Source organism: Thermus thermophilus, from assembly GCF_019974155.1.
GTDB classification, from domain to species: domain Bacteria; phylum Deinococcota; class Deinococci; order Deinococcales; family Thermaceae; genus Thermus; species Thermus thermophilus_C.
On the sequence record NZ_AP025158.1, the window covers coordinates 401,119 to 426,128 of the forward strand.

Below are 25,010 nucleotides of genomic sequence, written 5' to 3' on the forward strand. Positions count from 1 at the left end.
GGTGAGCTGGCATGATGCGGTTTGATCCCTTCAAGGAGCTTGAGGAGCTGCAGGAGAGGCTGGTTAGGGCCTTTGGCGCGCCCCAGCAGGGGCCTAGGGTCTACGCCCCGCCGGTGGACGTGTGGGAGGACGAGGAGGGGCTCCACCTCCTGGTCTACCTGCCGGGCGTGGAGCCCGAGAAGGTGGAGGTGGTGGCCGAGGAGGGGGTGCTCTCCGTGAAGGCGGAAAGGCCCTTTGAACGCAAGGAGAACGCCGCTTACCACCGGCTGGAGGGCACCTACGGCACCTTCGCCCGGAGCTTCAACGTGCCCAGCACCTACGACCTCTCCCGGGTCCAGGCCCGCTTCCGCCACGGGGTGCTTCACCTCCTGGTGCCGCGGGCCGAGGCCACCAAGCCGAAGAAGATCCAGGTGCAGGTGGAGTAAGGGGGTGAGACCATGCGGCGCACGGTAAGGTACATCCTCGCCACCTCCAACCCCATGGGGGACCTGGAGGCGCTGGAGAAGTTCGTCAAGCTGGCCCCCGACACCGGGGCGGACGCCATCGCCCTCATCGGCAACCTGATGCCCAAGGCGGCGAAAAGCCGGGACTACGCCGCTTTCTTCCGCATCCTCGCCGAGGCGCATCTGCCCACCGCCTATATCCCCGGTCCCCAGGACGCCCCCATCTGGGAGTACCTGCGGGAAGCGGCCAACGTGGAGCTCGTCCACCCCGAGATGCGCAACGTCCACGAGACCTTCACTTTCTGGCGTGGGCCCTACCTGGTGGCGGGCGTGGGCGGGGAGATCGCCGACGAGGGCGAGCCCGAGGAGCACGAGGCGTTGCGCTACCCCGCCTGGGTCGCCGAGTACCACCTCAAGGCCCTTTGGGAGCTCAAGGACTACCCCAAGATCTTCCTCTTCCACACCATGCCCTACCACAAGGGCCTGAACGAGCAGGGCTCCCACGAGGTGGCCCACCTGATCAAAACCCACAACCCCCTCCTGGTCCTCGTGGCCGGTAAGGGCCAGAAGCACGAGATGCTGGGGGCGAGCTGGGTGGTGGTCCCGGGCGACCTCTCCGAGGGGGAGTACAGCCTCCTGGACCTCAGGGCGAGGAAGCTGGAGACGGGGAACGTCCGCTGAGGAGGGCCCCACCCCGGGCTTCCCGGGGTGGGGTGCCTCAGAGGGGATCTGGGGATAGCCCCATGGTCGTGGCCTGCCCTAAATGCGGGGCCAAAAACCGCCTGGGCACCCCTCCGCCCGGGCAGGTGCCGGTGTGCGGGGCCTGCAAAACCCCCTTGCCCTGGGTGGTGGAAACGGACGAGAAGGGCTTCGCCCAGGAGGTGGCGGGGGCTCCTTTGACCCTGGTGGACTTCTTCGCCCCCTGGTGCGGCCCCTGCCGCCTGGTGAGCCCCATCTTGGAGGCGCTCGCCCGGGACCACGCCGGCAAGCTCAAGGTGGTGAAGGTGAATGTGGACGAGCACCCGGGCCTGGCCGCCCGGTACGGGGTGCGGAGCGTGCCCACCCTGGTCCTCTTCCGCCAGGGTGCGCCCGTGGCCACCTGGGTGGGCGCGAGCCCCAAGCGGGTTCTGGAGGAAAGGCTCAGGCCCTACCTAGAAGGGAGGTGAACCATGTTGGAGAAGCTTTGGCCTTTTGGCCGCTCCCGCGTGCGCAAGGCGGTGGAGGAGGCCCTGGAGAAGGCTTTCCAGGACGTAGGCGAAGTTTTGGAACCCCTTTCCGAGCTCCAAGAGCACGAGGACCACTACCTCCTTAGGGTGGAGGTGCCGGGGCTTGGCCCGGAGAACCTGGAGGTGCGCCTGGAAGGGGATCAGCTGGTCATTGAGGGGGAGAAGCGGGAGGAGAAGCGCACCAAGCACCTCGCCGAGATCGTCTACGGCCGGATCTACCGGGCCTACCTCCTCCCCAAGGACACCAAGAAGGAGGGGATTGAGGCGAGGCTCGCCAAGGGGGTGCTGGAGGTGCGGATCCCCCGGGAGAAGCGGCCCGAGGAACCTCCCGTGCGGATTCCTATTCAGGAAAGCTAAAATCTCTTGCTGAAGATACTTGACAAGAGTAAGCGCAATTGTTAGCCTGTTCCCCGGAGGTGGCCCATGTTGATGAAGGTGGCCGAGTTTGAAAGGCTCTTCCGCCAGGCCGCGGGCCTGGACGTGGACAAGAACGACCTCAAGCGGGTTTCCGACTTCCTGCGCAATAAACTCTACGACCTCCTGGTGGTGGCGGAGCGGAACGCCCGGTACAACGGGCGCGACCTGATCTTTGAGCCCGACCTGCCCATCACCAAGGGGCTCCAGGAGACCCTGCAGGAGTTCCGCCGCATGGACACCGCCCTGGAGCTCAAGCCCGTGCTGGACGCCTTGGCGGCCCTGCCGCCTTTGGACCTCGAGGTCTCCGAGGACGTGCGGAACCTCCTGCCTGAGCTGGCCGGGGCCCTGGTGGTGGCCTACGCCCGAGTGCTCAAGGAGCTGGACCCCGCCCTCAAGAACCCCCAGACGGAGCACCATGAACGGGCGGAACGGGTCTTTAACCTCCTCCTCTAGCGTGAGCCAGGACCTTTTGCTCCGAGCCTACCGGAGGGCCATCCGCCTCGTGTTCAACCTGGTGGTGGTGGCCCTCCTCGTGGGCCTTTTCGTGGGAGTCTGGCGCACCTTCTTGGAGCTCGGCCTCACCCTCACGGAGCCCACGGTGCGCCTGGGGCTAAAAGAGCTCGTCACCAACGTCCTCTCCCTCGTCATCGTCTTGGAGCTGGTCCGGGCCTTCGTGGAGTACTTTGAGGTGGAACGGGTGCGCTTGGAGATCCTCCTGGAGATCGGGATCGCCCTGGCCCTGCGGGAGCTGCTTCTCCTTCTGTATGAGGCCCGGCTTTCCGGTATGGACCTCTTTTTCTGGAGCCTGGGGATCCTGGCCCTCGTGGCCGGACGCACCCTGGCGGTGCAGTTCTCCCCGAGGAGGGCAGGATGAAGGTAGAGGAAGTGGTTCTTCCCGGTGTGGGGCGCAAGTACACCATCACGGTGAAGAGCGGGGACCGGATCGTCATCGTGGTGCACAGCTCCGGTAAGCGGGAGCTTCAGTACTTTGAGGCGGGCGAGGAGGACGAGCCCACCGTGGCCCTGGACCTTACGGACGAAGAGGCGAGGGAGCTTGGGGCCATCCTGGCCGGGGTCCTCTTCCACCCCGAGGCCGTGGGGGACACGCGGAGCAAGCTGGGGGCCAAGGTGATTGAGTGGGTCAAGGTCCTTCCCGGCTCTAAGCTTGTGGGGAAGAGGGTCGGGGACCTCGCCCTGCCCCCGGGGGCCCACCTCCTCGCGGTGGACCGGCCCGGGGCCCCCCTCATCCCCCACCCCGGCCCGGACGTGGTCTTAGAGGTGGGGGACACCCTGGTGGTGGCGGGGAGCCGGGAGGCGGTGGAGGCCCTGAAAGGGAACTTCTGATGCACCCTTCCCTCGAGGCCTTCGCCCTGGCCGCGGGGCTTCTGGCCCTGGGTGCGGCCCTGGTGCACCGCTATGGTTTCCCTCCCCTCCCCGTCTACCTCCTCACGGGGCTTGTGGTGGGGGAGAGGCTTCCCGTGGAGGATCTGGAGCCCCTCCCCTCCTTGGGGCTTTTGCTCCTCCTCTTTTCCGTGGGGCTGGAGTTCGGCCCGGACCGGCTCCGGGAGCTTTCGGGGAAGGCCCTGCGGGCAGGGTTTTTTGACGCCCTGGCCCTCCCCCTGGGTTTCCTCCTCGGCCTCCTCGCCGGGCTGGACCTGAGGGGGGCCCTCCTCCTTGCCGGGGTGGTCTACATCAGCTCCAGCGCCGTCATCGTCAAGCTCATCATTGACCTGCGCCGCGCCGCCAACCCCGAAAGCGAGGTGGTCCTCGGGGTCTTGGTCCTGGAGGACCTCATCATCGCCCTCCTCCTCGCCCTCCTGGGCGGCCAGGGGCCCGTGGGCTTCCTCGGGGGGGTGGCCCTGGCCCTCGCCTACCTCCTCTTCGCCCGCTTCCTGGGCCCGAGGCTCGTCCGCTTCATGGAGGGGCTTTCCGACGAGCTCGTCCTCCTCCTCGGGGCCGCCTTCACCGCGGGCACCGCCCTCCTCTTCCACGCCGTGGGGGCCTCGGAGGGGGTAGGGGCCTTCCTCTCCGGGGTCATCGCCGCGGGGCTTGGCCTCAGGGAGAGGCTTGAGCACCTCTTCGGGCCGGTGCGGGACCTCGGGGTGGCCCTCTTCTTCCTCGTGGTGGGGGCGGAGGCCTTGGGCCTCCTTCGGGGGCTTACCCCCTGGGCGGTGGGGCTTGTCCTCCTGGGCCTCCTTCTCAAGCTCCCCCTGAACCACCTGGGTGGGGCGAGGGCGGGGCTTGGCCGGAAGCGGCGGCTCTACAGCGCCCTCTACCTCGTGCCCCGGGGCGAGTTCAACCTGGTCTTAGGCGCCTTGGCCCTGCAGCAGGGCTACCCCCTGGTGGCCCAGGTGGCCGTGCTCCTGGTCCTGGTCTCCGTCCCCTTGGGGGCCCTCCTCATCCGCTACGCCCCCGGGATCGCCCAGGCCCTCTACCCGGAAGCGCGCCCCGGGAAGAGGGCGAAGAGGGCCGAAGGAAGCCCTGTAGAATGATTGCCGGAGGTGAGGCATGGACATCTTTTTCCAGCTCTTTTGGCTTTTCTTCATCCTCTCTGCCCTCTCCCCCTACTTCCAGCAGCAGTGGCTCCTCGGGGCCAGGACCCGCAAGATCGCCGAGCTGGAGAGGCAGCGGAAAAGCCGGGTCATCACCCTCATCCACCGCCAGGAGGCGGTGAGCTTTCTGGGAATCCCCATCTCCCGCTATATCAACATTGACGACTCAGAGCAGGTCCTGAGGGCCATCCGCCTCACGGACAAGAACGTGCCCATAGACCTCATCCTCCACACCCCAGGGGGCCTGGTGCTGGCGGCGGAGCAGATCGCCGAGGCCCTCCTCCGCCACCCCGCCAAGGTGACGGTCTTCGTGCCCCACTACGCCATGTCCGGGGGGACGCTCATCGCCCTCGCCGCCGACGAGATCGTCATGGACGAGAACGCCGTCTTGGGCCCCGTGGACCCCCAGCTCGGCCAGTACCCGGCGGCGAGCATCCTCAAGGTCCTGGAGAAAAAGCCCATCTCCGAGATTGACGACCAGACCCTGATCCTCGCCGACGTGGCGGAGAAGGCCCTTAGGCAGGTGAAGGCCACGGTGAAGAACCTCCTCAAGAAGCACATGCCCGAGGAGAAGGCGGAGGAGGTGGCCACCCTTCTCTCCCAGGGCACCTGGACCCACGACTACCCCATTGACGTGGAGCAGGCCCGGAGCCTGGGGCTTCCCGTATCCACGGAGATGCCCCGGGAGGTCTACGAGCTCATGGAGCTCTACCCCCAAGCCCAAGGCCAAAGGCCCAGCGTCCAGTACGTGCCCCTGCCTTACCGCCAGGGTCCGCCGCGATGATCCCCCTGCATGACATCAACCCCGCGCGCCGCCCCGCCCTGGTGGTCCGGTCCCTGGTGGCCCTGAACGTGGCCGCCTTCCTCCTGGAGCTCCTTCTCGGGCCCACCCAGGTGGTGGCCAAGATGGGCTTCGTCCCCGCCCTCTTCTTCCAAGACCCCCTGGGCGAGGGGTACCGGGTCCTCACCAGCATGTTCCTCCACGGGGGCCTTTTCCACCTCCTCTCCAACATGTGGTTCCTCTGGGTGTTCGGGGACAACGTGGAGGATCGGATGGGAGGGGAGCGCTTCCTCCTCTTCTACCTCCTCGGCGGGGTGGCGGCGGCCCTGGCCCAGGCCCTGTTCATGCCCGCCTCCACCGTGCCCATGATCGGGGCGAGCGGGGCGGTCTCCGCCGTCCTTGGGGCCTATTACGTCCTCTTCCCCCGGGCCTACGTGATCACCCTGGTCTGGTTCGTCCTGCCCTTCACCCTGGCCCTGCCCGCGGGCTTTTACCTGGGGTACTGGGCCTTCCTCCAGCTGGTGCAGGGGCTTTTGGGCGTGCCGGGCATCGCCTTCTGGGCCCACCTCGGCGGGTTCGTCTTCGGCGTGGCGGCGGTGCGCGCGTTCCTTCCCCGAAGGTGGGGCTGGTAGACTGGGGCCCATGAAGGTCAAGGACCTGATGACCCAAGACCCCGTGGTCCTGGGGCCGGAGGCCACCTTGGAGGAGGCCGCCCGCAGGATCCTGGAGACCCGCTACGGGGGCTTCCCCGTGGTGGACGGGGAGGGGAGGCTGCTCGGCGTGGTCCAGGTGGAGGAGCTTCTGCCCCACCCGGAGAACGTTCCCTTCTCCGACGTGGAGGCCCTGCAGCTTTTCGGGGAGTGGGTGGACGAGGACGTCCTGGCGGAGATCTACCGCCGCTACCAGCGCACCCCCGTGAAGGCGGTGATGCGCACGGAGATCCCCAAGGTCCACCCCGAGGACCCCCTGGGCAAGGCCCTCAAGGTGGTCCTCACGACCGGCCTACGCCACCTCCCGGTGGTGGACGAGAAGGGCAAGGTGGTGGGCATCCTCACCCGGAGCGACTTCTTGAAGCTCATCCTAGGGAGGAGTTGATGCACGGCGCGGAACACCTGTTGGAGATCTTCTATCTCCTTCTCGCGGCCCAGGTGATGGCCTTTATCTTCAAGCGCCTGAACCAGCCCGTGGTCATCGGGGAGGTGCTCGCGGGCGTGCTGGTGGGGCCCGCCCTTTTGGGCCTGGTGCACGAGGGGGAGGTCCTGGAGTTTCTGGCGGAGCTTGGGGCGGTCTTCCTCCTCTTCATGGTGGGCCTGGAAACCCGCCTCAGGGACATCCTGGCGGTGGGGAAGGAGGCCTTTTTGGTGGCCGTTTTGGGGGTAGCCCTGCCCTTCCTGGGGGGGTACCTCTACGGCCTAGAGATCGGGTTTGAAACCCTCCCCGCCCTCTTCCTCGGCACCGCCTTGGTGGCCACCAGCGTGGGCATCACCGCCCGGGTCCTCCAGGAGCTCGGGGTCCTTTCCCGTCCCTACTCCCGGATCATCCTGGGGGCGGCGGTGATTGACGACGTCCTGGGCCTCATCGTCCTCGCGGTGGTGAACGGCGTGGCCCAGACGGGCCAGGTGGAGGTGGGGGCCATCGCCCGGCTCATCCTCCTCTCCGTGGTCTTCGTGGGGCTTGCCGTCTTCCTCTCCACCCTCATCGCCCGCCTGCCCCTAGAGCGGCTTCCCGTGGGGAGCCCCTTGGGCTTTGCCCTCGCCTTGGGCGTGGGGATGGCGGCCCTGGCGGCCAGTATCGGCCTCGCCCCCATCGTGGGGGCCTTTTTGGGGGGAATGCTCCTTTCCGAGGTGCGGGAGAAGTACCGCCTCGAGGAGCCCGTCTTCGCCATAGAGAGCTTCCTCGCTCCCCTCTTCTTCGCCATGGTGGGGGTTAGGCTGGAGCTCGCCGCCTTGGCGAGCCCCGTGGTGCTGGTGGCGGGGACGGTGGTCACGGTGATCGCCATCCTGGGGAAGGTCCTCGGGGGCTTCCTCGGGGCCCTCACCCAGGGGGTGCGGAGCGCCCTCACCGTGGGGGTGGGCATGGCCCCCCGGGGGGAGGTGGGGCTCATCGTGGCCGCCTTGGGCCTCAAGGCGGGCGCGGTGAACGAGGAGGAGTACGCCATCGTTCTCTTCATGGTGGTCTTCACGACCCTCTTCGCCCCCTTCGCCCTCAAACTCCTCATCGCCTGGACGGAGAGGGAGCGCGCCGCTAAGGAATAGCCTTGTAGGCGGCGTAGGCGGAGAGCACCTTGGCGAGGTACTCCCGCGGTTCGTCCCGCTCCTGGAAGCGGAGGAAGGCGTAGAGGCCCCCCTCCCGGGCGATGCCCCTTAGGGTGTAGCCGATCCCCCCGTTGTAGGCGGTGACGGCACAGGCAAGCCGTTCCACGCCGGAAAAGGCGGCGCACCGCTCTAGGAGCCACCGGAGGTAGCGGGCGGCGTAGCGGATGCTGGCCTCGGGGTCAAAGGGGTCGGCGGGGGGCTCCCCCAGCATCCGGGCCACGTCCGCCCAGGTGCTCCTGAGGAACTGGGCGAGGCCCAAGGCTCCCGTGGGGCTCACCGCCTTAGGGTCAAAGCGGCTTTCCACGTGGAGGAGGGCGAAGAGGAGGTCGGGGTCCAGCCCCTCCCTCCCCGCGTAGGCCTCCACCCACGCCCGGTAGGCCCTGGGGTAGGCGAGGGCCGTGGGCCAGGCGGCCCGGATCCCCTCCCGATAGGCCCCCAGGCGGTAGAGGAGGGGGACGAGGGCGGGCCAGTCCTTTGGGCGCCTCCAGAGGGCGTAGCGCACCTCCCCCCGGGCCCAGGCCGCCTTGCCCGCCCGGACCAGGGCCTCCACCAGGGAGGCCTCGGGGGGTAAGGAAGCCGGAGGGGCTAGGGCCGGGGGGGACGGGGTCTTCCCCACGAGGAGGCCCAGGCCCCCCTCGAGGCGGGCGTAGGCCTCCTGCCGCGCCTCTCCATTCCCGAGCTCCCCGGCGAGGAGGTAGGCGCGGAGGGCGGCATCGTCGGCGTAGGGGCTTTCCCCCCGGGCGAGGCGGAGGTAGACCCCGAGGGCTTCCTCCTTCCGCCCCAGGCGCTCAAGCAGGGCCGTGGCCCGCCAAAGCCCCTCCGGGGTGCTCGCCAGGTAGCGGGAAAGGGCCTCCTCCACCCGCCCCATCCCCTCCAGGAGGCGGCCTTGGGCCAGGCGGCTTTCCGGGTGGTCGTAGCGGGCGAAGGCCTGAAGGGCCTCCTCTCGCCTCCCGAGCCGCCAGAGGGCGTAGCCCAGGCCCAGGTAGCCCCTCGGGTCCTCTTCCGCCCAGGCCCGGTAGTGGGGAAGGGCCTCCCCGTAGCGGCCCAGGCGGTAGAGGGCCTGGGCGCGGAGGTCGGGCCTTGTCCCCTCGGGGAGGGCCTTGAGGAGGGGCTCGTACGCCCGGCCGCGGAAGAGGGCCTCCCAGAGCCCCTCCCCCTGGCCAAGGCGGAGGAGGGCCAGCACGGCCTCCTCTTTAGGAAGAAGCCTCGCCCAGGCGGAAAAGGCCCTCCCGTCCCCCGCCCTTTCCAGGAGGGGGGCCGCCACCCGCCAGGCCGCCTCCGCCTCCCAGCCCGGCTCAAAGGCCCGCACCTCTTCCAGGAAGAGGGCGTAGCGCCAGGCGTACTCCGCCCGTTCGGCGAGGGGGAGGTCTTCCTCGCCCACCAGGAGCCAGCCCGCGAGGAGGCCCGCGTACCCCTCGGCCCTAAGGGCCACCTGGCGGAGGGCTTCCTTCCCTCCCCTTTCCAGGGTGGCGTAGGGCTCGGGCAGGCCCTGGGCCTGGCAGGCGGCAAGGAGAAAGAGGAGAAGGAGCCAGCGCACGCCTTAGAGCTTAGGCCCCTCCCCTGAGAAGCGGAAAAGAGCCAATCCTTCCTAAAAGGAAAGGCCTCTGGCGGAAGGGGGGGAGGCGGGCTTAACCTGGGGAGGCTTATGGAAGGCCGTATCCCCCCCCACAGCCTCGAGGCGGAGCAGAGCGTCCTAGGGGCGATCCTCCTGGACTATCAAGTCCTGGACGAGATTGAGGGCCTGCTCCCCACCCCCGAGGCCTTCTACGCCGAGGCCCACCGCAAGATCTACGCCGCCATGCAGGGCCTAAGGGCCGAGGGCAGCCCCGTGGACCTGGTGACCCTTGCCGAGGAGCTTTCCCGCCGGGGGGAGCTGGACGGGGTGGGCGGGGTGAGCTACCTGGTGCAGCTTTCCGAGGCCACCCCCACCGCCGCCTACGCCGAGCACTACGCCCGCATCGTGGCGGAGAAGTGGACCCTGCGCAGGCTCATCCAGGCGGCCGGGGAGGCCATGCGCCTGGCCTACGAGGAGGCGGGAAGCCTGGACGAGATCCTGGACCAGGCGGGGAAGCGGATCCTGGAGGTGGCCCTGGCCCAGACGGAGGTGGAGGCCCGCTCCATGCGGGAGCTCGTCCACGAGACCTTTGAGCACATTGAGGCCCTCTTCCAGAACAAGGGGGAGACCGCCGGGGTGCGCACGGGCTTCAAGGAGCTGGACCAGCTCATCGGTACCCTCGCTCCCGGCTCCCTGAACATCATCGCCGCCCGCCCCGCCATGGGGAAGACCGCCTTCGCCCTCACCATCGCCCAGCACGCCGCCCTCAAGGAGGGGGTGGGGGTGGGGATCTACTCCCTGGAGATGCCCGCGGCCCAGCTCGTCCTCCGGATGATGTGCTCCGAGGCCCGCATTGACATGAACCGGGTCCGGCTCGGCCAGCTTTCCGACCGGGACTTCTCCCGCCTCGTGGACGTGGCGGGCCGGCTTTCCGAGGCCCCCATCTTCATTGACGACACCCCCGACCTCACCCTCATGGAACTCCGCGCCCGGGCCCGGAGGCTCAGGAGCCAGCACAACGTGGGCCTAATCATCATAGACTACCTTCAGCTTATGTCGGGCCCCGGAGGGGGGCAGAAGGGGGAAAACCGGCAGCAGGAGATCGCCGCCATCTCCAGGGGGCTCAAGGCCTTGGCCCGGGAGCTCGGCGTGCCGGTGATCGCCTTGAGCCAGCTCTCCCGGGCGGTGGAGGCGCGGCCCAACAAGCGCCCCATGCTCTCCGACCTCAGGGAGTCGGGCTCCATTGAGCAGGACGCCGACCTGGTGATGTTCATCTACCGGGACGAGTACTACAACCCCCACTCGGAGAAGGCGGGGATCGCCGAAATCATCGTGGGCAAGCAGAGGAACGGCCCCACGGGGACCGTGGAGCTCCAGTTCCACGCCCAGCACGTGCGCTTCAACGACCTGGCCAAGGAGCCCTAGGCCCGGGAGAGGAGGGCTGAGGCCCCTGCCTTGAGGGCTTGGGCGAGGTCCCGGTGCCCCAGGGAAAGGCCTAAGGAGAGGGCCTCGAGGTAGCTCTCCTCAATCAGGGCCACCTCCACGGCCACGAGCTTCTCAAAGGCCTCCACGGCGCTGTAGACCTCGTGCCCCCTCAGGGCCATGCGCATGTGCTCCAAGGAGAGCTCCTGGACGAGGCCCATGGCGGGGATCATGGCCCGGGGGCCGATGCCGAGCCGGGCGTGCACCAGGCCGATGCGCCGCCTCCGCTCGGCGTAGGCCCGGTCATAGACCCCCGAGAAGAGCTCGCCGTACCAGCGGGCGAAGGTCCGGTAGAGCCTCTCCACCCGCCCCGGCTCGGCGTGGAGGATGGCGCCAAGCTCCGGGTCCCGCCCCAGGTAGTCGTAGAAGGCCAGGGCCACCTCGTGGGCGATGGGGACCATGACCTCACCGAGCTCCCTAAGGAGGGCGGCGTGGGCCTCGGTGAAGCCCGTACGGCGCTTGAGGAGTTCCAAAAGTTCCCCGGGGTCCACGGGACAAATGTACCCGTCCCGGACCCTTCCCGTCCAGGGCAGAGGGCCCAGGCTTGCCCTGGGCCCTCTGCCGAAGTGGCCCTTTAGACCTGGCCTTTAAGGCCAAGCTGGGCCGCCACTTCCCTCCGCAATGCCTCGGGGTCCAGCTCCCCTCTCGCCGCTTTGAGGGCCTTCTCCAAGATCGCTTCCGCCTCCACCCCGGAGGGGCCACCGAGGGCCATCCGCCTCACGCCTTCCCTGTAGGTTTTGGCCTCTTCTGGTGTGGCCCGGACCAAGCGCACTTTGGTGTCGTAGAAAACCACGCTACCCCCGGTGAGGTCCGTAAGCCCTACGTCCTTGAGGACGGGGTCCACCCGCATGGCGGCGTTGGCGTGGATGCCCGCCGCCCGCCTGGGGTCGGCCTTCACCACCTGGCCGTTGATCTCTATGTCGCTTGCCCCATAGGCCCAGTGGCCGTAACCGAGGGCGAAGGCCACGTTTCCGGGCCGGATGCCGGGGAGCACCTTAAGCTTACCCACCATGGGCTTTTTGCCGAAGGGGCCGAAGTCCCAGAGGCCCTCCGGGTTGCTGGCGGAGACCACCTTGACGAGCTCCCCGTCCTTAAAGCCCAGGCGCTTGGCGTCCACCGGGTTGATGGCGATGTAGTTCTCGGGCATCACGTTGAGGAGCCAGTAGTTGGAGATCGTCCGGCTCTTGGTCATGGTGATCACCCGGTGGGTGAGGAGGGTGAGCTCGTAGCCTTGGGCTTCGTCCGGGATGGGCTGCCCAAGGGCGTCGGTGTAGGGGTGAAAGAGGCGGGGCAGAGGCCAGTAGGGCTTGCCCGTCATGCTGTTCTTGGTCTTGGCGTGCTTTTCTAGGTAGAGGTTGATCTGCCGGCCGTAGGCGTTGGCCACGGTGCCGTCGGACTTGAAGGCCTTTTCAAAGGCCTGGTAGCGGCCGCCCCGGTTGAGGAGGTAGACGGTGCGGCGGAAAAGGCTTTCGTCGCCCACCGCCTCCCGCCAGCGGTTTTCGTCAAAGACCGAAGGCGGCAGGTGGCGCCGGGCCTTGCGGAAGATCTCCAGCTCCTTATCGTCCGCCTCGGGCAGGGCATCGGAGCCGTCCGCCTTCTCCCCGAAGGCCAGGTTGGCGGCGAGCTTGAGGTAGAAGTGGTCGGGGTGGGTGAAGGGCATCCCGTTGGCGAAGCCTTGTTCTCCGAACCCGGGAAGCCCCAGGTACTCGGCGAGGGCCAGGAAGAAGCTCTCCGCCGAGATGGGCATCTCTTGGCCGAACACCTTTACCGTCTCGGGGATGGGGGGGATGGTGGGCTGGCGGACGGTCTGAACCTTCCAGGGGTTGTTGGGGTGGCTGCCGTGAAACTCCCACCGCTCCAGGTAGGAGAGGTCGGGGATGATGTAGTCGGCGAAGAGGTAGGTGTCCCCCACCACGATGTCAAAGGCCACGATGAGGGGGATCTTGTCCGGGTTCAGCATGGCCTGGATCTGGGTGTGGCCTGCGGGGAGGGCGTAGGCGGGGGAGCCCATGTAGTGGAAGAGGATCTTTACGGGGTAGGGGTAGCCCTGGGCGGCGGAGGGGAGGATCTCCTGGTAGACATCGGAGCTGTGGGGGAACCAGGGGCGCTTGGCGGGGTAGCCCTCAAACAGGGTGGTGTCCTCGTAGTTCACATCGTGCCGGATGAGGGAGATGCCGAAGGGCTCCATTTTGGCCGGGTGGAGCTTGTCCATGTTAAAGGGGCCACCCGCCTTCTTCCCGGTGATGTCGTAGGTGCTGGCCTTGATGAAGCCGCCGTGATGGTCGTAGTTCCCCACCATGGCGTTTAGGGTGAACCAGGCGAAGCAGTTGTAGAAGCCGTTGCTGTGTTGGCTTGCTCCCCGGTGGACGTCTACCACGGCCTTCTTCCCGTGGCGGGTGAACTCGTAGGCCAGCTCGGCGATGTCCTGGGCCTCCACCCCGGCGAGCTCCGCCCACTCCTCCAGGGTCCGGCTCAAGGCCTCCTCCCGGATGAGCTGGAGGACGCTTTTCACCCGGATGCCGTTTAGGGTGGTGTCCACGAAAAGGTCGCCGTAGACCGGCTTGTCCTCGCTTTGCGGATCCACGGGGGTGGGCTTGCCCTTCACCAGGACCACCGGATGGTCAAAGACCACCTCTTGGCCTTCAATAACGCGCACCTCGGGATCCATGCCCAGGTGGCTCATCCGCAGGAGCTTGGCGGGGAAGCCCTCCTCGTCCAGTTCCACGAGCCAGGTGGCGTTGGTCCAACTGGGCTCGCCTAGGGCTTGGGCGGCCGCCTTGTTGGCGGCGGAGAGGAAGCGGGCGTCAAACCGCCCCTTTTCAAACATCCAGCGCATCATGCCGAAGGCGATGGCCGCGTCCTGCCCCGGCTTTACCGGAAGCCACTTGGTGGCGTGGGCCACGCCCTTCTGGGCCCGCGGGTCAATGACCACGTACTTCAGGTTCCCCGTGGCCGCGCCCAGGGTGAGCTTGTTGACCCGCAAGGGGGGGCCGTAGTTGGCCTCAAAGATGTTGGCCCCCACGAAGATGACGAACTCCGCTCCCGTGAGGTCGGCCTGCCAGTAGAACTTTTCCCCGCCTGTCCAGGTGTACTGCCCCTTCTTCTCGTCGTAGGCGAGCTGGTAGCTCATGGCTTTGCCGGTGAAGTAAAGGGAACCCTGGCAGACCGTGGTGTGCCCGTGGACGTTGACGGAGCCGAGGCTTTGCTGGAAGAACCACTTGAAGAAGTCGCTCCGTCCCGCCTTCAGGCGGCCGTAGGCGAAGACGGCCTGGTTGTTCTTGGGGCCGAGGTCGGGGTGGTCGGGGTCAATGAGGGTGTGGAGGTGCTCTTTGAACTCCTCCTTAAAGCTTTCCACCAGAGCCCGCTTCTTCGCGGGGTCCTTTTCCCTCCAGATGGCCTCTACCCGGGCTTTCATCGCCTTCATGACCTTGGGGTCCCTTAGAGCCCAGACCTCCTTGAGGCCCGGGTAGTCCCGGTCGTCGCCGATATCGGCGAAGAGCTTGCCCCCTTCGGCGATCTCCCGCACCGCCTGCTCAAAGGGGATTTCCTTCCACTTGCCGCTTCCCCTTGGGCCTGCCCGCTTGAGCACCTTGCGGATGCGGTAGGGGTCGTACACCGTCTGCAGCCCGGCCTGGCCCTTGGGACAGAGGGCGCCGTCCACCTTGGCCGCCTCCTCGAGAGGCGTGGACAGGGGCAGATGGGGATAGAGGGTCCAGGGCGCGTAGGGGCTCCCGTCAATCTTCGCTGCCACGCCCTCGTAGACCTTGACCTTGATGGGGCAACCCGTGTTGCATTGGAGGCAGACGGAGTAGATCTGGTTCTCGGGGTCGTTGAGGGGGTAGAACCCCGTGCTCTTGGCTTCGGCCGCCTGGACCTGGCTGAAGAGTTCCGTGGCCTTCTCGCCCAGAAGGACGCCGCTACCGGAGAGCACCCCCAACTTGATGAGCTCGCGCCGGGAAAGCATTTAACCCACCTCCTTCAGCGTCTTGCCTTCCACCACAGGAAGGACGCGGACCAGTAGGTAAACCACCGTGAACCCCAGGACCACGGAGAAGACCACCACGCTCCACTCAAACCAGGTGGGCACGTAGGCGAAGAGGAGGCGGTGGTCGTGGTAGGCGTGCACCAGCTCTTCCAGCTTGGGGTGGACCAGGCTAGGGATGACCAGGTTGAGCCGGATGGCCAGGAACGTCACCGCCACCAGCAGGCCGGCCAGGCCGATGGGGGCCACCCTTTGGCTGCGGAGGCCATAGAGGATCAACCCCACCGGCACCGCCACGCCCAAGAGGATGTGGAACACCCAGTAGACGTACCAGAAGGGACCAAAGAGGGTGTGCCACAGGGCCTCAAACTCGGGCCCTACCCCGTACCACATGGGGATGGAATACTCGGCCCACTCCAAGAGAAGGTCAAAGAGGATGAGCCCAAGGACCACCCGCCCCAGGAAGAGGCTTAGGTCCTTCCAGGCTCCGTCCTTGTGCGGCCAGAAGTAGGCGTAGATCCCGGTCATCAAAGCGCCGCCTGAAAGGAGGGCGCCCGTCAGGAAGAGGATGGGGTAGATGGGGCTGTGCCAGAGCTCCTGGGCCAAAACGGTGGCGAAAAGGGCCCCCACCCCACCGTGGAAGGCGATGGCCAAGGGGACGCCGAGGGAGCCCAGCACCTGCAGGATCCTCTCGTCGCGGGCCACCTCCTCCGGGGAGAAGGGGGTCTTCCGGCCCCCAGTGAGAAGCCGGGCCAGGAGCCCCGTAAAGCCTCCTGCGTTCGCGTACTTGGGCAGGTGCCGCCTGAGGGCGAAATACAACTCCAGAAGCAGGAGAAGCCCATAGGCGGTGTAGAGCCACACCATCCAGGCCATCATGGAGCGGAAGTTGGGCCGGAGGTAGACGTAGTAGAAGCGCTCCATGTGGCCCAGGTCAAACCAGATGGTGACCAAAGCCATGAGGAGGCTCGCCAAGGCCACCACCAGGGCCAGGGGGGCGATGGGCTCCAGCTTCCGCACGCCGAAGACGTACACCAGGGCGGAGAGGAGAAAGGCTCCCGCCGAAAGCCCGATGAAGTAAATGTAGGCGGCCACCCAAAGTCCCCAGGGAACGTAGCTTCCGTAAGCGGCTAAATGGTGACCGGTGGCGAGGCGAAGGAAGAAGCCTGTAAGCCCTACTGCGGCCAGAGCCAGGTAAAGGATCCATCCTAGGGCGCGCATGCCGCACCTCCTCTAGACCAGGTAGTAGACCCGTGGTTCGGTGCCCAGCTCTTCTTTAAGTCGGATCGCGTTGGGCTTGTATATGAGCTGGCTCACCAGGCTTTCCGGGTCGGAGGCGTCCCCGAAGAAGGTGGCCCGTCCGATGCAGGTGGTGACGCACTGGGGGAGGAGCCCTTTCTCAATGCGGTGGAGGCAGAAGCTGCACTTCCTGGCGTTGCCCACGGGGCTTTGGGGGACCACCCCTTCCTTGCGGAAGTGCACCTCCCCCCACTCAAAGGTGGGGAGCTCCTCGTAGGGCATCCTGCCTTCCCCTGGGGTGCCGTCGGTCCAGTTTTCCCCAAAGTCAAAGGTGCGGGCCTGATAGGGGCAGGCCACCAGGCAGTACCGGCACCCGATGCAAGCGTCATAGTCAATCTCCACGATGCCGTCTTCCCGCTTCCACGTGGCCCCTACGGGGCAGACGGGGACGCAGGGCGGTTTGTCGCACTGCATACAGGGGCGGGGCAGGAACCGCCAGGTGACGTGGGGGTACTCCCCTACCTGCTCCTCCACCACTGGGCGGTAAACCACGCCCGGGGGGAGCTTGTTCTCCACCGCGCAGGCGATGGTGCAGGCGTGGCACCCCACGCACTTGCGGGTGTCAATCACCATCACCCACTTGGGCGTGGTCCCTTTTTTCAGGGCCCGCTCCAGATCCTTTTGCATGCGGACCAGGACGTCTTCGTATGTGAGGTCGGGGAGAAGGGGTCCATCGGGGGAGCGAGGAGGCCGTTCCACCTTTTCCGCCCGGACCTCCTGGCCTCCTAGGACCATGCCGGCAAAGACCATGGAGGCCACTTTCTCTAAGAACGCCCTCCGGCTTTCCAAGTCCATACTCACCTCCCCGCTTTCAAGCTATGGCTCGCTAAGTGGCTTAGCATCGGCTTTTCTCCGACCGGAAAGGGGGAAGGGCGTCCTCGGGAAATTTCCTACAAGCCCTAGGACGTTTGTCCCGCCTTTTCCGCCCCATACTGAGGATGTGGTCCGCCCCCTTCTGCTTGGCCTTCTTTTGGCGGGGTGCGCGAGCCTTGCCGAGGTGGGTCCTGCGGAGCCCATGCCCCCTGTTCGCCCCGAGCGGGAAGGGGCCTTCCGGGTGGCGGGGAGGGTTTCCCCCAAGGAAGCCCACCCTTACCGTGAGTTGGTACAGCGCCTCTGGCCCCACGCGGTGGTTTTTGGCCGGAGGGGATACGGGGAGGTCCTGGCCCAAAGCGTGCTTGTGGGGTGGACCCGTTGCCGGGCCTTGGCCATAGTGCCTCAGGGGTCTTCCCACCGGACCTTAAGCGACCTTGTGGGGGCCACGGTGGCCTTGGTGGACCCGCTCTTCAACACGGGGCGGGCCTGCTTCTTCCGAGCCCTGCGCCGGGAGGGCTTCCAGCCGGAGCGGATGCTTCGCCGGATGGTCTACACCTATAGCCACGACCGGGCGGTGGAGGCGGTGGCCCGGGGGCTTGTGGACGTGGCGGCGGTAGATGGCATGGTGTTGGACGCCCTGCTCCGCGCGCGGCTCGGGTGGAGGAACCGGATCCGGGTCCTCGAGGACCTCCTCCAAGCCGGGGACCCCCTCCTTGCCCTCGGGATCGTCGGCTTCAGGCTCGCAAGCGGAAAGCCCCACGTGGACCTCTGGCGGGAGGTGAGCCGGTGAGGAGGAGCTTGAAGGAGAAGATCCTTTGGGCCTTGGCCTTGGGTTTCCTTCTCTTCGGGGTCGGTATGGGTGGGGTCGCTTACCATCTGGTGCGCTCCGGCCTGGAGGAGGCCCTCGAGGCCGAGGGGCGTGCCCAGGTGGCCCGCTTGGCCTCCTTGGTGGAGGAAGACCTTCTTCTGAACGATCTTTACGCCGTCTACCGTAAGATGTCCGCCCTCGGAGAAGGGGTCTACGGTTTCCTGGAGGGACCCGAAGGGGAGGTTTTGGTCCACACCTTCCCGGGGGGCATCCCCGCGGGGCTTAGGGGCCTGGAGGGGCGGTTCCTTTGGGAGGGCCGGGTTTACCGGGCCTACCTTAGCCCCATTGCCGAGGGGAGGTTAGGCCGGGTCACCTTGGTTTTTCCCGAGGAAGGGTTGAGGCGCTCCCTTGCTAGGCTCCTGGTGGCAGGGTTTTGGCTTTCCCTGGGGGTGGGAGGGATGGCCTTCCTTTGGGCGGGGGCCCTCGTCCAGCGGGCGCTTAGGCCCTTGGAGGATATGGTCCAGGGGGTGAGGACCTGGGAGCAGGGCCGGACCGAGCCCCTGGCCGAGCCCGAGGGGGAGCTTGCGGTCCTAGCCTGGACGTTGAACCGGTACCACCGCCAGGTGCTGGAGCGGGAGCAGGGGCTTTCCCTCCTCAACCGGGTAGCGGAGGCGGTGAACCGGGCGGACACCCCGGAGTCCGTTCTGGCCTGCGCCTTAAAGGCCCTCTGCGAAAGCGGCCTCTTCCAGTGCGGGGAAGCTTGGCTTGGGGAGGCGCGGGTGGCCAAGGCGGGCTGTCCCCACCTGGGCGACTGCCCGTGGAGGGGGGAGCACCGGGTCCTCGTCCTTTCCGGAGCCCGGATCCACCTCAGGACCCAGGTGTCCCAGGCCCTCCTGGAGGCGGTGAAGGTCCCTATTGAAGCGGGGCTTCATCGGGCCCGCTACGCCCAGGCCCTCGCCGAGCGGGACAGGGAGCGGGCCCAGTTCCTAAAGGCCCTCCTAGAGGCTCAGGAGGCAGAGCGAGCCCGCATCGCCCGGGACCTCCACGACCAGGTGGGCCAGATCCTCACCGGGATTGACCTGGGTCTGCGGGCGGTGAGGGAGGGGAAGATGGAGGCCTTGCCCACCCTCCAAGAGCTGGTGCGGAGCGCCATCCAGGATGTCCGCCTCCTTTCCCGCTCCCTTCGCCCTCCTGCCCTAGATACCCTGGGCCTCGAGGCCGCCCTAAGGCGAATGGTGGAGGAGTTCGCCGAACGCACCGGCCTCCGGGCCAACCTCTTCTGCCAGCTTCCCGAACGCCTGCCGGAGTCCCACGAGATCGTCCTTTACCGGGTGGTCCAGGAGGCCTTGACCAACGTGGCCCGCCACGCCAGGGCCCAGGAGGTGTCCGTGGTTCTCCGCCGGGAGGAAGGGGGGGTGAGCTTGGTGGTGGAGGACGACGGACAGGGGTTTTCCCCCAGGGTGCGGCCCGGACTTGGGCTTCTCGGCATTCGCGAGCGGGTGGAGCTTTTGGGCGGCAGCTTCCAGGTGGAGAGCCTCGAGGGCCAAGGGACCACCCTTTACGTGCGCCTTCCTCTGGTCTTGGAGGAGGTGAAGGTATGATCCGAGTGTTTCTTGTAGACGACCACCCGGTGGTGCGGGCGGGGATCCGCTTCCTCCTGCAGGGCAAGGTGGAGGTGGTGGGGGAGGCCGAAACGGGAAAGGAGGCCCTGGAGAGGATCCCTAAGGCGAACCCGGACGTGGCGGTTCTGGACATCGCCCTTCCCGATATGGACGGCATCCGGCTGGCCGAGGCCTTAAAGGAGGCGTGCCCCGGGGTGCGCCTCCTCGCCCTCTCCATGTACGCCGAGCCCGAGTACGCCGAACGCTTCCTCCAGGCAGGGGGCGCGGGCTATCTGCCGAAGGACGCAGCAGAAGAGGAGCTTCTGGACGCGGTCAAGGCGGTGGCCCGGGGAGAGTTCTACGTTCCCCAAGGGCTTCTCTACCGCATGATCCGCTCCCAGACGGAGAGGAGACCGGGCCCCGAGGTCCTCACGGAGCGGGAGCTTGCGGTGGTCCGCTGTCTGGCCCAAGGATGCTCCTACAAGGAGATCGGCGAGCGTATGGGCATCTCCGAGAAGACGGTGGCCACGTACCGGGAAAGGGCAGCGGAAAAGCTCGGCCTGAGGAGCCGGGCCGAGCTTGTGCGTTGGGCTTTGGAGCACGGGCTGGTCTGAACTACTCCGTGCTCACCCCCTGGTCCACCTGCTGGTTCACGGGCTCCACCATGCGGAAGTGCTCCGCCGGGTTCTCCAGGAGCTTTTCCAGCCGCTTCGCCTTCTCCTCCCGCTTGGCCTCCCAAAGCACCCGGATGTAGGCGGAAAGGAGCTCCCGCACGTCCTCCACGCCCCTGGCGTCCAGGGGCTTCACCGCCACCCTGGCCCCCTTGGCCAGCCGGCGCTTCATGGCCTCCTCCGTGAGGCCCATCTCCGGCCAGTGGCGCAGGTAAACCCGTCCCCCGGTCATGCCCGAGCAGATCCAGGGCCCGGGGTCCCCGAGGACCAGGGCCCGCCCCCGCGTCATGTACTCAAAGGCGAAGCCCTTGGCCTGGGCCCGGGCGGCGAGGTTGCCGAGATCGTCCCGCAAGGGGCGCTCCGGCTCCCCGCCCAGGATCACGTCGGCCCCGGAAAGCCGGATGCAGAAGCGGCTGTCCGCCACCCCCTCCACGATGAGAAGCCCCCCGATGGCCCCGTAGGCGAAGCTCTTCCCCACCGAGCCGTCCACGTAGGCGCCGAAGGGATTCTTCCCCTTGAGAATGGCCACGGTGCCGCCGAAGGCGCCCTTGGCCACCCCGTCCTGGGCCCCGCCTTCCACCACCACCTTCATCCCCTCCACGTTGAAGGCGGCAAGGCCGTTGCCGGCCACGCTCCCCGCGTCAAAGCGGAGCTCCACCTCCGCGTCAAACCCCTTGCCGTAGAGGCGCCGCCTCGCGATCTCCCCGGCGAGGTGGGCCCCAAGCGCCCGGTCGGTGGAGTCCACGGGACCTTCCTGGAAGACGAGGCGCTTGCTCCCCTCCTGGTAGGCCGCCATGACCACCTCGGTGATGGTGCGGGTGAGCTGGTTCAGGGGCTTTCTGAGGACGTGGGCGGAGGTGTCCTTAAGCCACTCGGGCTCCTCCACGGGGGCGAAGAAGTAGCCGAGGTCCAGCTCCTCCAGGTGGTCCCGCTGGTAAAGGAGGTCCGAGCGGCCGCGAAGCTCCCGCAAGGAGCGGGCCCCGAGAGCGGCCACGAGTTCCCTCAAGGCCTCCCCCATGGCCCCGAAGAAACGGGTGAGCTGCTCCACCGCCCGCTCCAGGTCCTGGGGGACGAAGCGCTTGAGGCCGTGGGCCATGGCCTCCTCCACCGTCTGGATCTGGGTGGTGATGCCCACGTGGCAGGTGTCCAGCTGGCAGCCACGGCAGATGGTGCAGCCGATGGCCACCATGGCCATGGTGGCCATGCCCACCCGGTCCGCCCCCAAAAGGACCATGCGCAGCACGTCGTAGGCCGTCTTCAGTCCCCCGTCCGCCCAGATCTCCACCTTGTCCCTGAGCCCCGCCCGCACCAGGGCGCGGTGGACCCGGCGCACCCCGAGTTCCACGGGAAGCCCCGCGTACTTCAGGGCGTGGAGCCTGGCCGCCCCCGTCCCCCCCTCAAACCCCGAGAGGGTGATGACGTCCGCCCCCGCCTTGGCGATGCCCACGGCGATGGTGCCGATGCCGGGGATCACGGGCACCTTCACCGAGACCAGGGCCTTGGGGTTCACCGTCTTCAGCTCCTCAATGAGCTGGGCCAGGTCCTCAATGGAGTAGAGGTCGTGGTTGTTGGAGGGGCTGATGAGGTCCACCCCGGGCACGGCGTTCCGGGCGGCGGCCACCTTGGGGGAGACCTTCTTGCCGGGGAGGTGCCCCCCCCTCCCCGGGCTTCGCCCCCTGGCCGATCTTGATCTCAATGACGCTCGCCGAGTTCAGCATGTAGGCGTGAACCCCGAAGCGGCCCGAGGCCACCTGCTGGCCCCGCCAGGGGGTGTACTTGCCCAGCATGTCGGGGATCTCCCCGCCCTCCCCGTTGATGCACAGCATGTTGAGGCGCTTGGCGGCCTCGGCGTAGGCGCGGAAGGAGGCCTCCCCTTGGGAGCCGAAGCTCATGGCGCTGATCACGAAGGGCAGGGAGTGGGCCCCCACGGAGAGGTCCACCTCCTCCGGGGCCACGTCGCTCCTTTCGGGGAAGCGCACCTCCAATAGCTGCCTGGCGGCCACGGGGTTTTCCCGCTCTAAGGCGCGCACCTTCTCCTGGAAGTGGGCGTAGGGGGCCTTCCCCGAGGCCACCTCCTGGGCCGCCTTGTAGATCCTGGGGTTGAAGCGGAAGTCCTTGGCGGGCATGACCTTTTCCGCCCGGAGGAACCCCTCCCGCTCCAAGAGGGTCCGCTCCAGCTCCAAGAAGCCGTACCCCGCCTTCTCCGAGCCCAGGAAGTTGCGGGTGCCGAAGTACTCGGCGAGCTCGGGCTTGAGGCCGATGGCGCTGAAGATCCTGCCGTAGCCCCGGAGCTCGTGGATGCCCATGGTGGAGATGACCTTCTCCAGGCCCTTCTTCAGGGCCTCGAGGACCCCGGCGAGCCCCTTCCTCCCCTCCAGGGCCCGGGCCTTCTCCTCCATGAGCCAGGGGGCCACGGCCTCGGCGCCGAGCCCCAGGAGGAAGGCCACGTCGTGGAGGTTCCGCACGCCCCCGGAGTGGACGAGAAGCGAGGTGCGCCGCCTTAGGGCCACCCCCTCGGCGTCCCGCTTCATTAGGGCCCGGTTCACCGCGGCCACGGCGAGGCCCACGTCAATCCACACGCCCCCCTGGAAGGCCTCCCGGTCGGAGAGGATGAGGACCTCGGCCCCTTCCTCCACGGCCTTCACCGCTTCCTCTTCCAGGCGCTTGAGCCCGGCCAAAAGCCCTTCCTCCACGGTGAACTGGGGGACGAGGGTCTTGGTCTTGAAACGGGCCCGAACCTCGGAGAGGGTCAGGGTGCCGAAGGCCTCCGCCAGGGCCTGGTCCTCCTCGAGGACGACGGGGAGGAGGAGTTCCTCCACCCTTCCCCCGCCCCGGCCGTCGGGCAGGGGGCGGCGGCCCAGGAGGGTGCGGGTGGAGAAGTGCTCCACCTCCCGCTCCCGGTCAATGGCGGGGTTGGTCACCACCGCCACCGTCTCCTTGAAGAACTCGGAGAGGTTGGGCTTTTCCGGGTTAAGGGCGGCGAGCGGCCCATCGTAGCCCAGGGAGCCGATGGGCTCGTTCCCCGTCTTGGCCAGGGCCTCGAGGTAGGCCTGGTCCCAGCGGTCCCAGCCGAAGGCCCGCTCCAGGCCCAAGGGGGGCGGGGCGGGCTTCTCCTCCACCTCCACCCCGCTTCCCCCCGCCAAAGGGGGCGGGGCCTGGCGGAGGGGACCCGCCAGGTGGACCCGGTACCCCTCCACGGGCGTGCGGGCGGCGATCCTCTCCAGGACCTGCCGCTGGTGGCGGTCAAAGGGGAGCACCTTGGCCCCTTCGGGGGTGAGGCGGAGGTAGACCTTCTCCCCGGGGGCCAGGGGCTTGGGCTCGGAGACAAACTCCTCGGCGCTGAAGACCCCGCGCTCGGAGGAGAAGACGAGCTCGTAGGGGGTTTCAAACTGCCAAAGGGGCCTCAAGCCCATGGCGTCCGTGGCGAAGACGGCCTCGTCCCCGTGGCGGCTCACGATGGCGGCAGGCCCCTGGGCCAAGGGGCCGAAGCGCTGGCGCAGGGCCATGTAAAGGTCCTGAAGGTCCTCGGGCAGGGCCTTGATCTCTCCCAGGACGGGGGGGAAGACCAGGTCCATGGCCTCGGGGAGGGTGAGGCCGTAGCGGTAGATGAGCCCCTCCAGCATGCGGTTCAGGTCCTGGGAGTCCGAGCCCCCGGTCCGGGGGATGCCCAGGTAGTCCATCTCCCGCCTCAGGCGCTCAATGGTGTTGATCTCGCCGTTGTGGCCGATGAGGCCGAAGGGCTGGACCTGCTCAAAGGTGGAGAGGGTGTTGGTGGAGTAGCGGTTGTGGCCCAAGGCGATGCGGCTTTTGAACTCGGGGCGGGAAAGCTCGGGGTAGTAGCGCTTGAGAAGCTCCGCCGCCCCCCGCACCTTGTAGACCACGCTGTGGGTGGACAGGGAGACCACGTGCACGGGGAAGCTGGCCTCGAGCCTCAGGCCAAGCTCCCACAAAGGAGCGTCCCCGTCCGGGGAAAGCCCCGCCACCTGGAGGAAGAGGGGCTCCGTGCGCCGCCCCACGGGGCCGAGGACCTCGCTCACCACCTCTCCCCGTCGGAAGAGGACGGGGCGGATGCCGAGCCGTTGCCCTTCCCGCCTTAGGAGGTCCTCAAACTCCTGGAGCCTGCCCGCTTCCTTCTTGGGCACGAAGAAGTGGCCCACGAAGAAGCGGGGGTTATGGGCCAGGCCCGGGTCCAGGCCCGCCTGTTCCAGGAAGAGCGCCCATAGCTCCCGGGGGATGTCGGTCTGGATTCCCGTGCCGTCCCCCTCGCCCCGGATGGCCCCCGCGCGGTGGGCCATGCGGTAGAGGCTCTCCAGGGTCCTCCGCACCACGCGGTGGGAGGGCTTGCCGCTCTTTTCCGCCATGGCGATGATGCCGCAGGCGTCCCGACCTAGGGGGATGTCCGGGTAGGCGTCCTTCCAGCTCATCTTCGGGCTCCTTTTGCTTGGGGGTGGGTGGGGGTAAAAGAATGCACGTTGTTCCTGGGATTATACAGGCCGTGCCCGGCCCGGTCAAGCCATTGTGGGCTTGCCTAGTAAATCGCCTTGTACCCCGGAGGGGGCGGGAGGAGGGAGAGAAGAACCCTAAGGCCGTAGGCGATGAGCTCCAAAAGCGCCCGCGCCATGGCCGTCCAAGGCTTCCGCTCCAAAAGGTACCCCCCACCCAGCCGCGTCTTCATCCCCCCAAACACCCCCTCCACCACCCCGCGAAACCGGTACACCTCAAGGTCCCACCCCTCCCGCACCCGCCGCACCTCCTTCCCCCGGCGGAAGCGGAGAAGCCGGTCCTTGCTCCGGTAGGCCAGCCCCGTGGTGTCCATGAGGTAGAGGGGGGGAAAGCGCCCCGGGAGGGGCTTCTGGGGAAGAGGCCTGGGGGCCTCCCGGCCCCTGCCCCTCCTCGCTTCCACCCTCTGGAGGGCCATCCCCTTCAGGGGAAGGCAAGGAGACATCGCCTTGACAACTTCAAGGGGAAGGGCTAGACTCTTCTTTGGCGTTTGGGCCGCTAGCTCAACTGGTAGAGCAACCGACTCTTAATCGGTGGGTTACAGGTTCGAGTCCTGTGCGGCCCACCA

General features: G+C 67.4%; 22 protein-coding genes, 1 tRNA gene and 1 pseudogene. 17 read left to right on the forward strand and 7 right to left on the reverse strand.

Annotated elements, in window-relative coordinates; translation table 11 throughout:
• The first annotated feature begins 11 nt into the window (after nucleotides 1–11).
• From TthTMY_RS02335 to TthTMY_RS02390, 12 genes are all read left to right on the forward strand, one after another.
• Nucleotides 12–425: an Hsp20/alpha crystallin family protein gene (locus TthTMY_RS02335; protein WP_096411975.1), complete on the forward strand. Its 414-nt coding sequence runs from the start codon at nucleotides 12–14 to the stop codon at nucleotides 423–425.
• Nucleotides 426–437: 12 nt separating this feature from the next.
• The gene (locus TthTMY_RS02340; protein WP_096411978.1) at nucleotides 438–1,124 is read left to right on the forward strand and encodes a heat-stable protein; all 687 of its coding nucleotides are present in this window, start codon (nucleotides 438–440) and stop codon (nucleotides 1,122–1,124) included.
• Between the two features lie 62 nt (nucleotides 1,125–1,186).
• On the forward strand, nucleotides 1,187–1,609 hold the full coding sequence (gene trxA / locus TthTMY_RS02345; protein WP_096411981.1) for a thioredoxin: 423 nt from the start codon (nucleotides 1,187–1,189) through the stop codon (nucleotides 1,607–1,609).
• Between the two features lie 3 nt (nucleotides 1,610–1,612).
• Nucleotides 1,613–2,026 carry an Hsp20/alpha crystallin family protein gene (locus tag TthTMY_RS02350; protein WP_096411985.1) on the forward strand — a complete coding sequence of 138 codons (414 nt, stop codon included), beginning with the start codon at nucleotides 1,613–1,615 and terminating at the stop codon, nucleotides 2,024–2,026.
• 66 nt (nucleotides 2,027–2,092) lie between these two features.
• A complete protein-coding gene (locus TthTMY_RS02355; protein WP_096411988.1) occupies nucleotides 2,093–2,539 on the forward strand; it encodes a DUF1931 family protein in 447 nt (148 codons plus the stop codon).
• Nucleotides 2,502–2,960 carry a phosphate-starvation-inducible PsiE family protein gene (locus TthTMY_RS02360; protein WP_096411990.1) on the forward strand — a complete coding sequence of 153 codons (459 nt, stop codon included), beginning with the start codon at nucleotides 2,502–2,504 and terminating at the stop codon, nucleotides 2,958–2,960. Before TthTMY_RS02355 ends, TthTMY_RS02360 begins: the two co-directional genes overlap by 38 nt.
• Entirely contained in the window at nucleotides 2,957–3,430 is a 474-nt protein-coding gene (locus tag TthTMY_RS02365) for a cation:proton antiporter regulatory subunit (protein WP_096411993.1), read from the forward strand. The genes TthTMY_RS02360 and TthTMY_RS02365 overlap by 4 nt, the downstream gene beginning before the upstream one ends.
• Entirely contained in the window at nucleotides 3,430–4,578 is a 1,149-nt protein-coding gene (locus TthTMY_RS02370) for a cation:proton antiporter (RefSeq protein WP_096411997.1), read from the forward strand. The genes TthTMY_RS02365 and TthTMY_RS02370 overlap by 1 nt, the downstream gene beginning before the upstream one ends.
• Before the next feature lie 16 nt (nucleotides 4,579–4,594).
• On the forward strand, nucleotides 4,595–5,422 hold the full coding sequence (locus tag TthTMY_RS02375; protein ID WP_096412000.1) for an SDH family Clp fold serine proteinase: 828 nt from the start codon (nucleotides 4,595–4,597) through the stop codon (nucleotides 5,420–5,422).
• A complete protein-coding gene (locus TthTMY_RS02380) occupies nucleotides 5,419–6,051 on the forward strand; it encodes a rhomboid family intramembrane serine protease (protein WP_096412003.1) in 633 nt (210 codons plus the stop codon). Before TthTMY_RS02375 ends, TthTMY_RS02380 begins: the two co-directional genes overlap by 4 nt.
• A 10-nt stretch (nucleotides 6,052–6,061) precedes the next feature.
• The gene (locus tag TthTMY_RS02385) at nucleotides 6,062–6,514 is read left to right on the forward strand and encodes an HPP family protein (RefSeq protein WP_096412006.1); all 453 of its coding nucleotides are present in this window, start codon (nucleotides 6,062–6,064) and stop codon (nucleotides 6,512–6,514) included.
• A complete protein-coding gene (locus TthTMY_RS02390) occupies nucleotides 6,514–7,674 on the forward strand; it encodes a cation:proton antiporter (protein WP_096412010.1) in 1,161 nt (386 codons plus the stop codon). The genes TthTMY_RS02385 and TthTMY_RS02390 overlap by 1 nt, the downstream gene beginning before the upstream one ends.
• Here TthTMY_RS02390 and TthTMY_RS02395 read toward each other — a convergent pair.
• Nucleotides 7,664–9,271 carry a transglycosylase SLT domain-containing protein gene (locus tag TthTMY_RS02395; RefSeq protein WP_223903376.1) on the reverse strand — a complete coding sequence of 536 codons (1,608 nt, stop codon included), beginning with the start codon at nucleotides 9,269–9,271 and terminating at the stop codon, nucleotides 7,664–7,666. The two genes, TthTMY_RS02390 and TthTMY_RS02395, sit on opposite strands and share 11 nt — an antisense overlap.
• A 108-nt stretch (nucleotides 9,272–9,379) precedes the next feature.
• On the opposite strand from TthTMY_RS02395, the gene dnaB reads away from it, so the two are divergent.
• A complete protein-coding gene (gene dnaB, locus TthTMY_RS02400) occupies nucleotides 9,380–10,714 on the forward strand; it encodes a replicative DNA helicase (RefSeq protein WP_096412013.1) in 1,335 nt (444 codons plus the stop codon).
• Here the strand turns inward: dnaB and TthTMY_RS02405 are convergent.
• The 4 genes from TthTMY_RS02405 to TthTMY_RS02420 all read right to left on the reverse strand — a co-directional run bounded on the left by TthTMY_RS02405 (nucleotide 10,711) and on the right by TthTMY_RS02420 (nucleotide 16,844).
• Nucleotides 10,711–11,262, reverse strand: coding sequence for a protoglobin domain-containing protein (locus TthTMY_RS02405; RefSeq protein WP_096412017.1), 552 nt, complete (start codon nucleotides 11,260–11,262; stop codon nucleotides 10,711–10,713). The two genes, dnaB and TthTMY_RS02405, sit on opposite strands and share 4 nt — an antisense overlap.
• A gap of 83 nt (nucleotides 11,263–11,345) precedes the next feature.
• On the reverse strand, nucleotides 11,346–14,735 hold the full coding sequence (locus tag TthTMY_RS02410; protein ID WP_096412020.1) for a molybdopterin-dependent oxidoreductase: 3,390 nt from the start codon (nucleotides 14,733–14,735) through the stop codon (nucleotides 11,346–11,348).
• Entirely contained in the window at nucleotides 14,736–15,971 is a 1,236-nt protein-coding gene (nrfD, locus tag TthTMY_RS02415; protein WP_223903377.1) for an NrfD/PsrC family molybdoenzyme membrane anchor subunit, read from the reverse strand.
• 12 nt (nucleotides 15,972–15,983) lie between these two features.
• Complete coding sequence (locus TthTMY_RS02420; protein ID WP_096412027.1) at nucleotides 15,984–16,844, reverse strand: 4Fe-4S dicluster domain-containing protein; 861 nt, start codon at nucleotides 16,842–16,844, stop codon at nucleotides 15,984–15,986.
• A gap of 145 nt (nucleotides 16,845–16,989) precedes the next feature.
• On the opposite strand from TthTMY_RS02420, the gene TthTMY_RS02425 reads away from it, so the two are divergent.
• Genes TthTMY_RS02425 through TthTMY_RS02435 form a run of 3 tightly spaced genes read left to right on the forward strand, consistent with a single transcriptional unit; the run spans nucleotide 16,990 to nucleotide 19,885 of the window.
• Nucleotides 16,990–17,652: a PhnD/SsuA/transferrin family substrate-binding protein gene (locus TthTMY_RS02425; RefSeq protein WP_157745820.1), complete on the forward strand. Its 663-nt coding sequence runs from the start codon at nucleotides 16,990–16,992 to the stop codon at nucleotides 17,650–17,652.
• An 8-nt stretch (nucleotides 17,653–17,660) separates the two neighbouring features.
• On the forward strand, nucleotides 17,661–19,271 hold the full coding sequence (locus tag TthTMY_RS02430; RefSeq protein WP_157745822.1) for a sensor histidine kinase: 1,611 nt from the start codon (nucleotides 17,661–17,663) through the stop codon (nucleotides 19,269–19,271).
• Nucleotides 19,268–19,885: a response regulator transcription factor gene (locus TthTMY_RS02435; RefSeq protein ID WP_096412038.1), complete on the forward strand. Its 618-nt coding sequence runs from the start codon at nucleotides 19,268–19,270 to the stop codon at nucleotides 19,883–19,885. The genes TthTMY_RS02430 and TthTMY_RS02435 overlap by 4 nt, the downstream gene beginning before the upstream one ends.
• 1 nt (nucleotide 19,886) lies before the next feature.
• Here TthTMY_RS02435 and TthTMY_RS02440 read toward each other — a convergent pair.
• Nucleotides 19,887–24,366 (reverse strand): annotated as a pseudogene (locus tag TthTMY_RS02440) (glutamate synthase-related protein).
• Between the two features lie 104 nt (nucleotides 24,367–24,470).
• Nucleotides 24,471–24,860 carry a hypothetical protein gene (locus TthTMY_RS02445; protein WP_096413109.1) on the reverse strand — a complete coding sequence of 130 codons (390 nt, stop codon included), beginning with the start codon at nucleotides 24,858–24,860 and terminating at the stop codon, nucleotides 24,471–24,473.
• 74 nt (nucleotides 24,861–24,934) lie between these two features.
• On the opposite strand from TthTMY_RS02445, the gene TthTMY_RS02450 reads away from it, so the two are divergent.
• Nucleotides 24,935–25,010: transfer RNA gene (locus tag TthTMY_RS02450), tRNA-Lys, on the forward strand.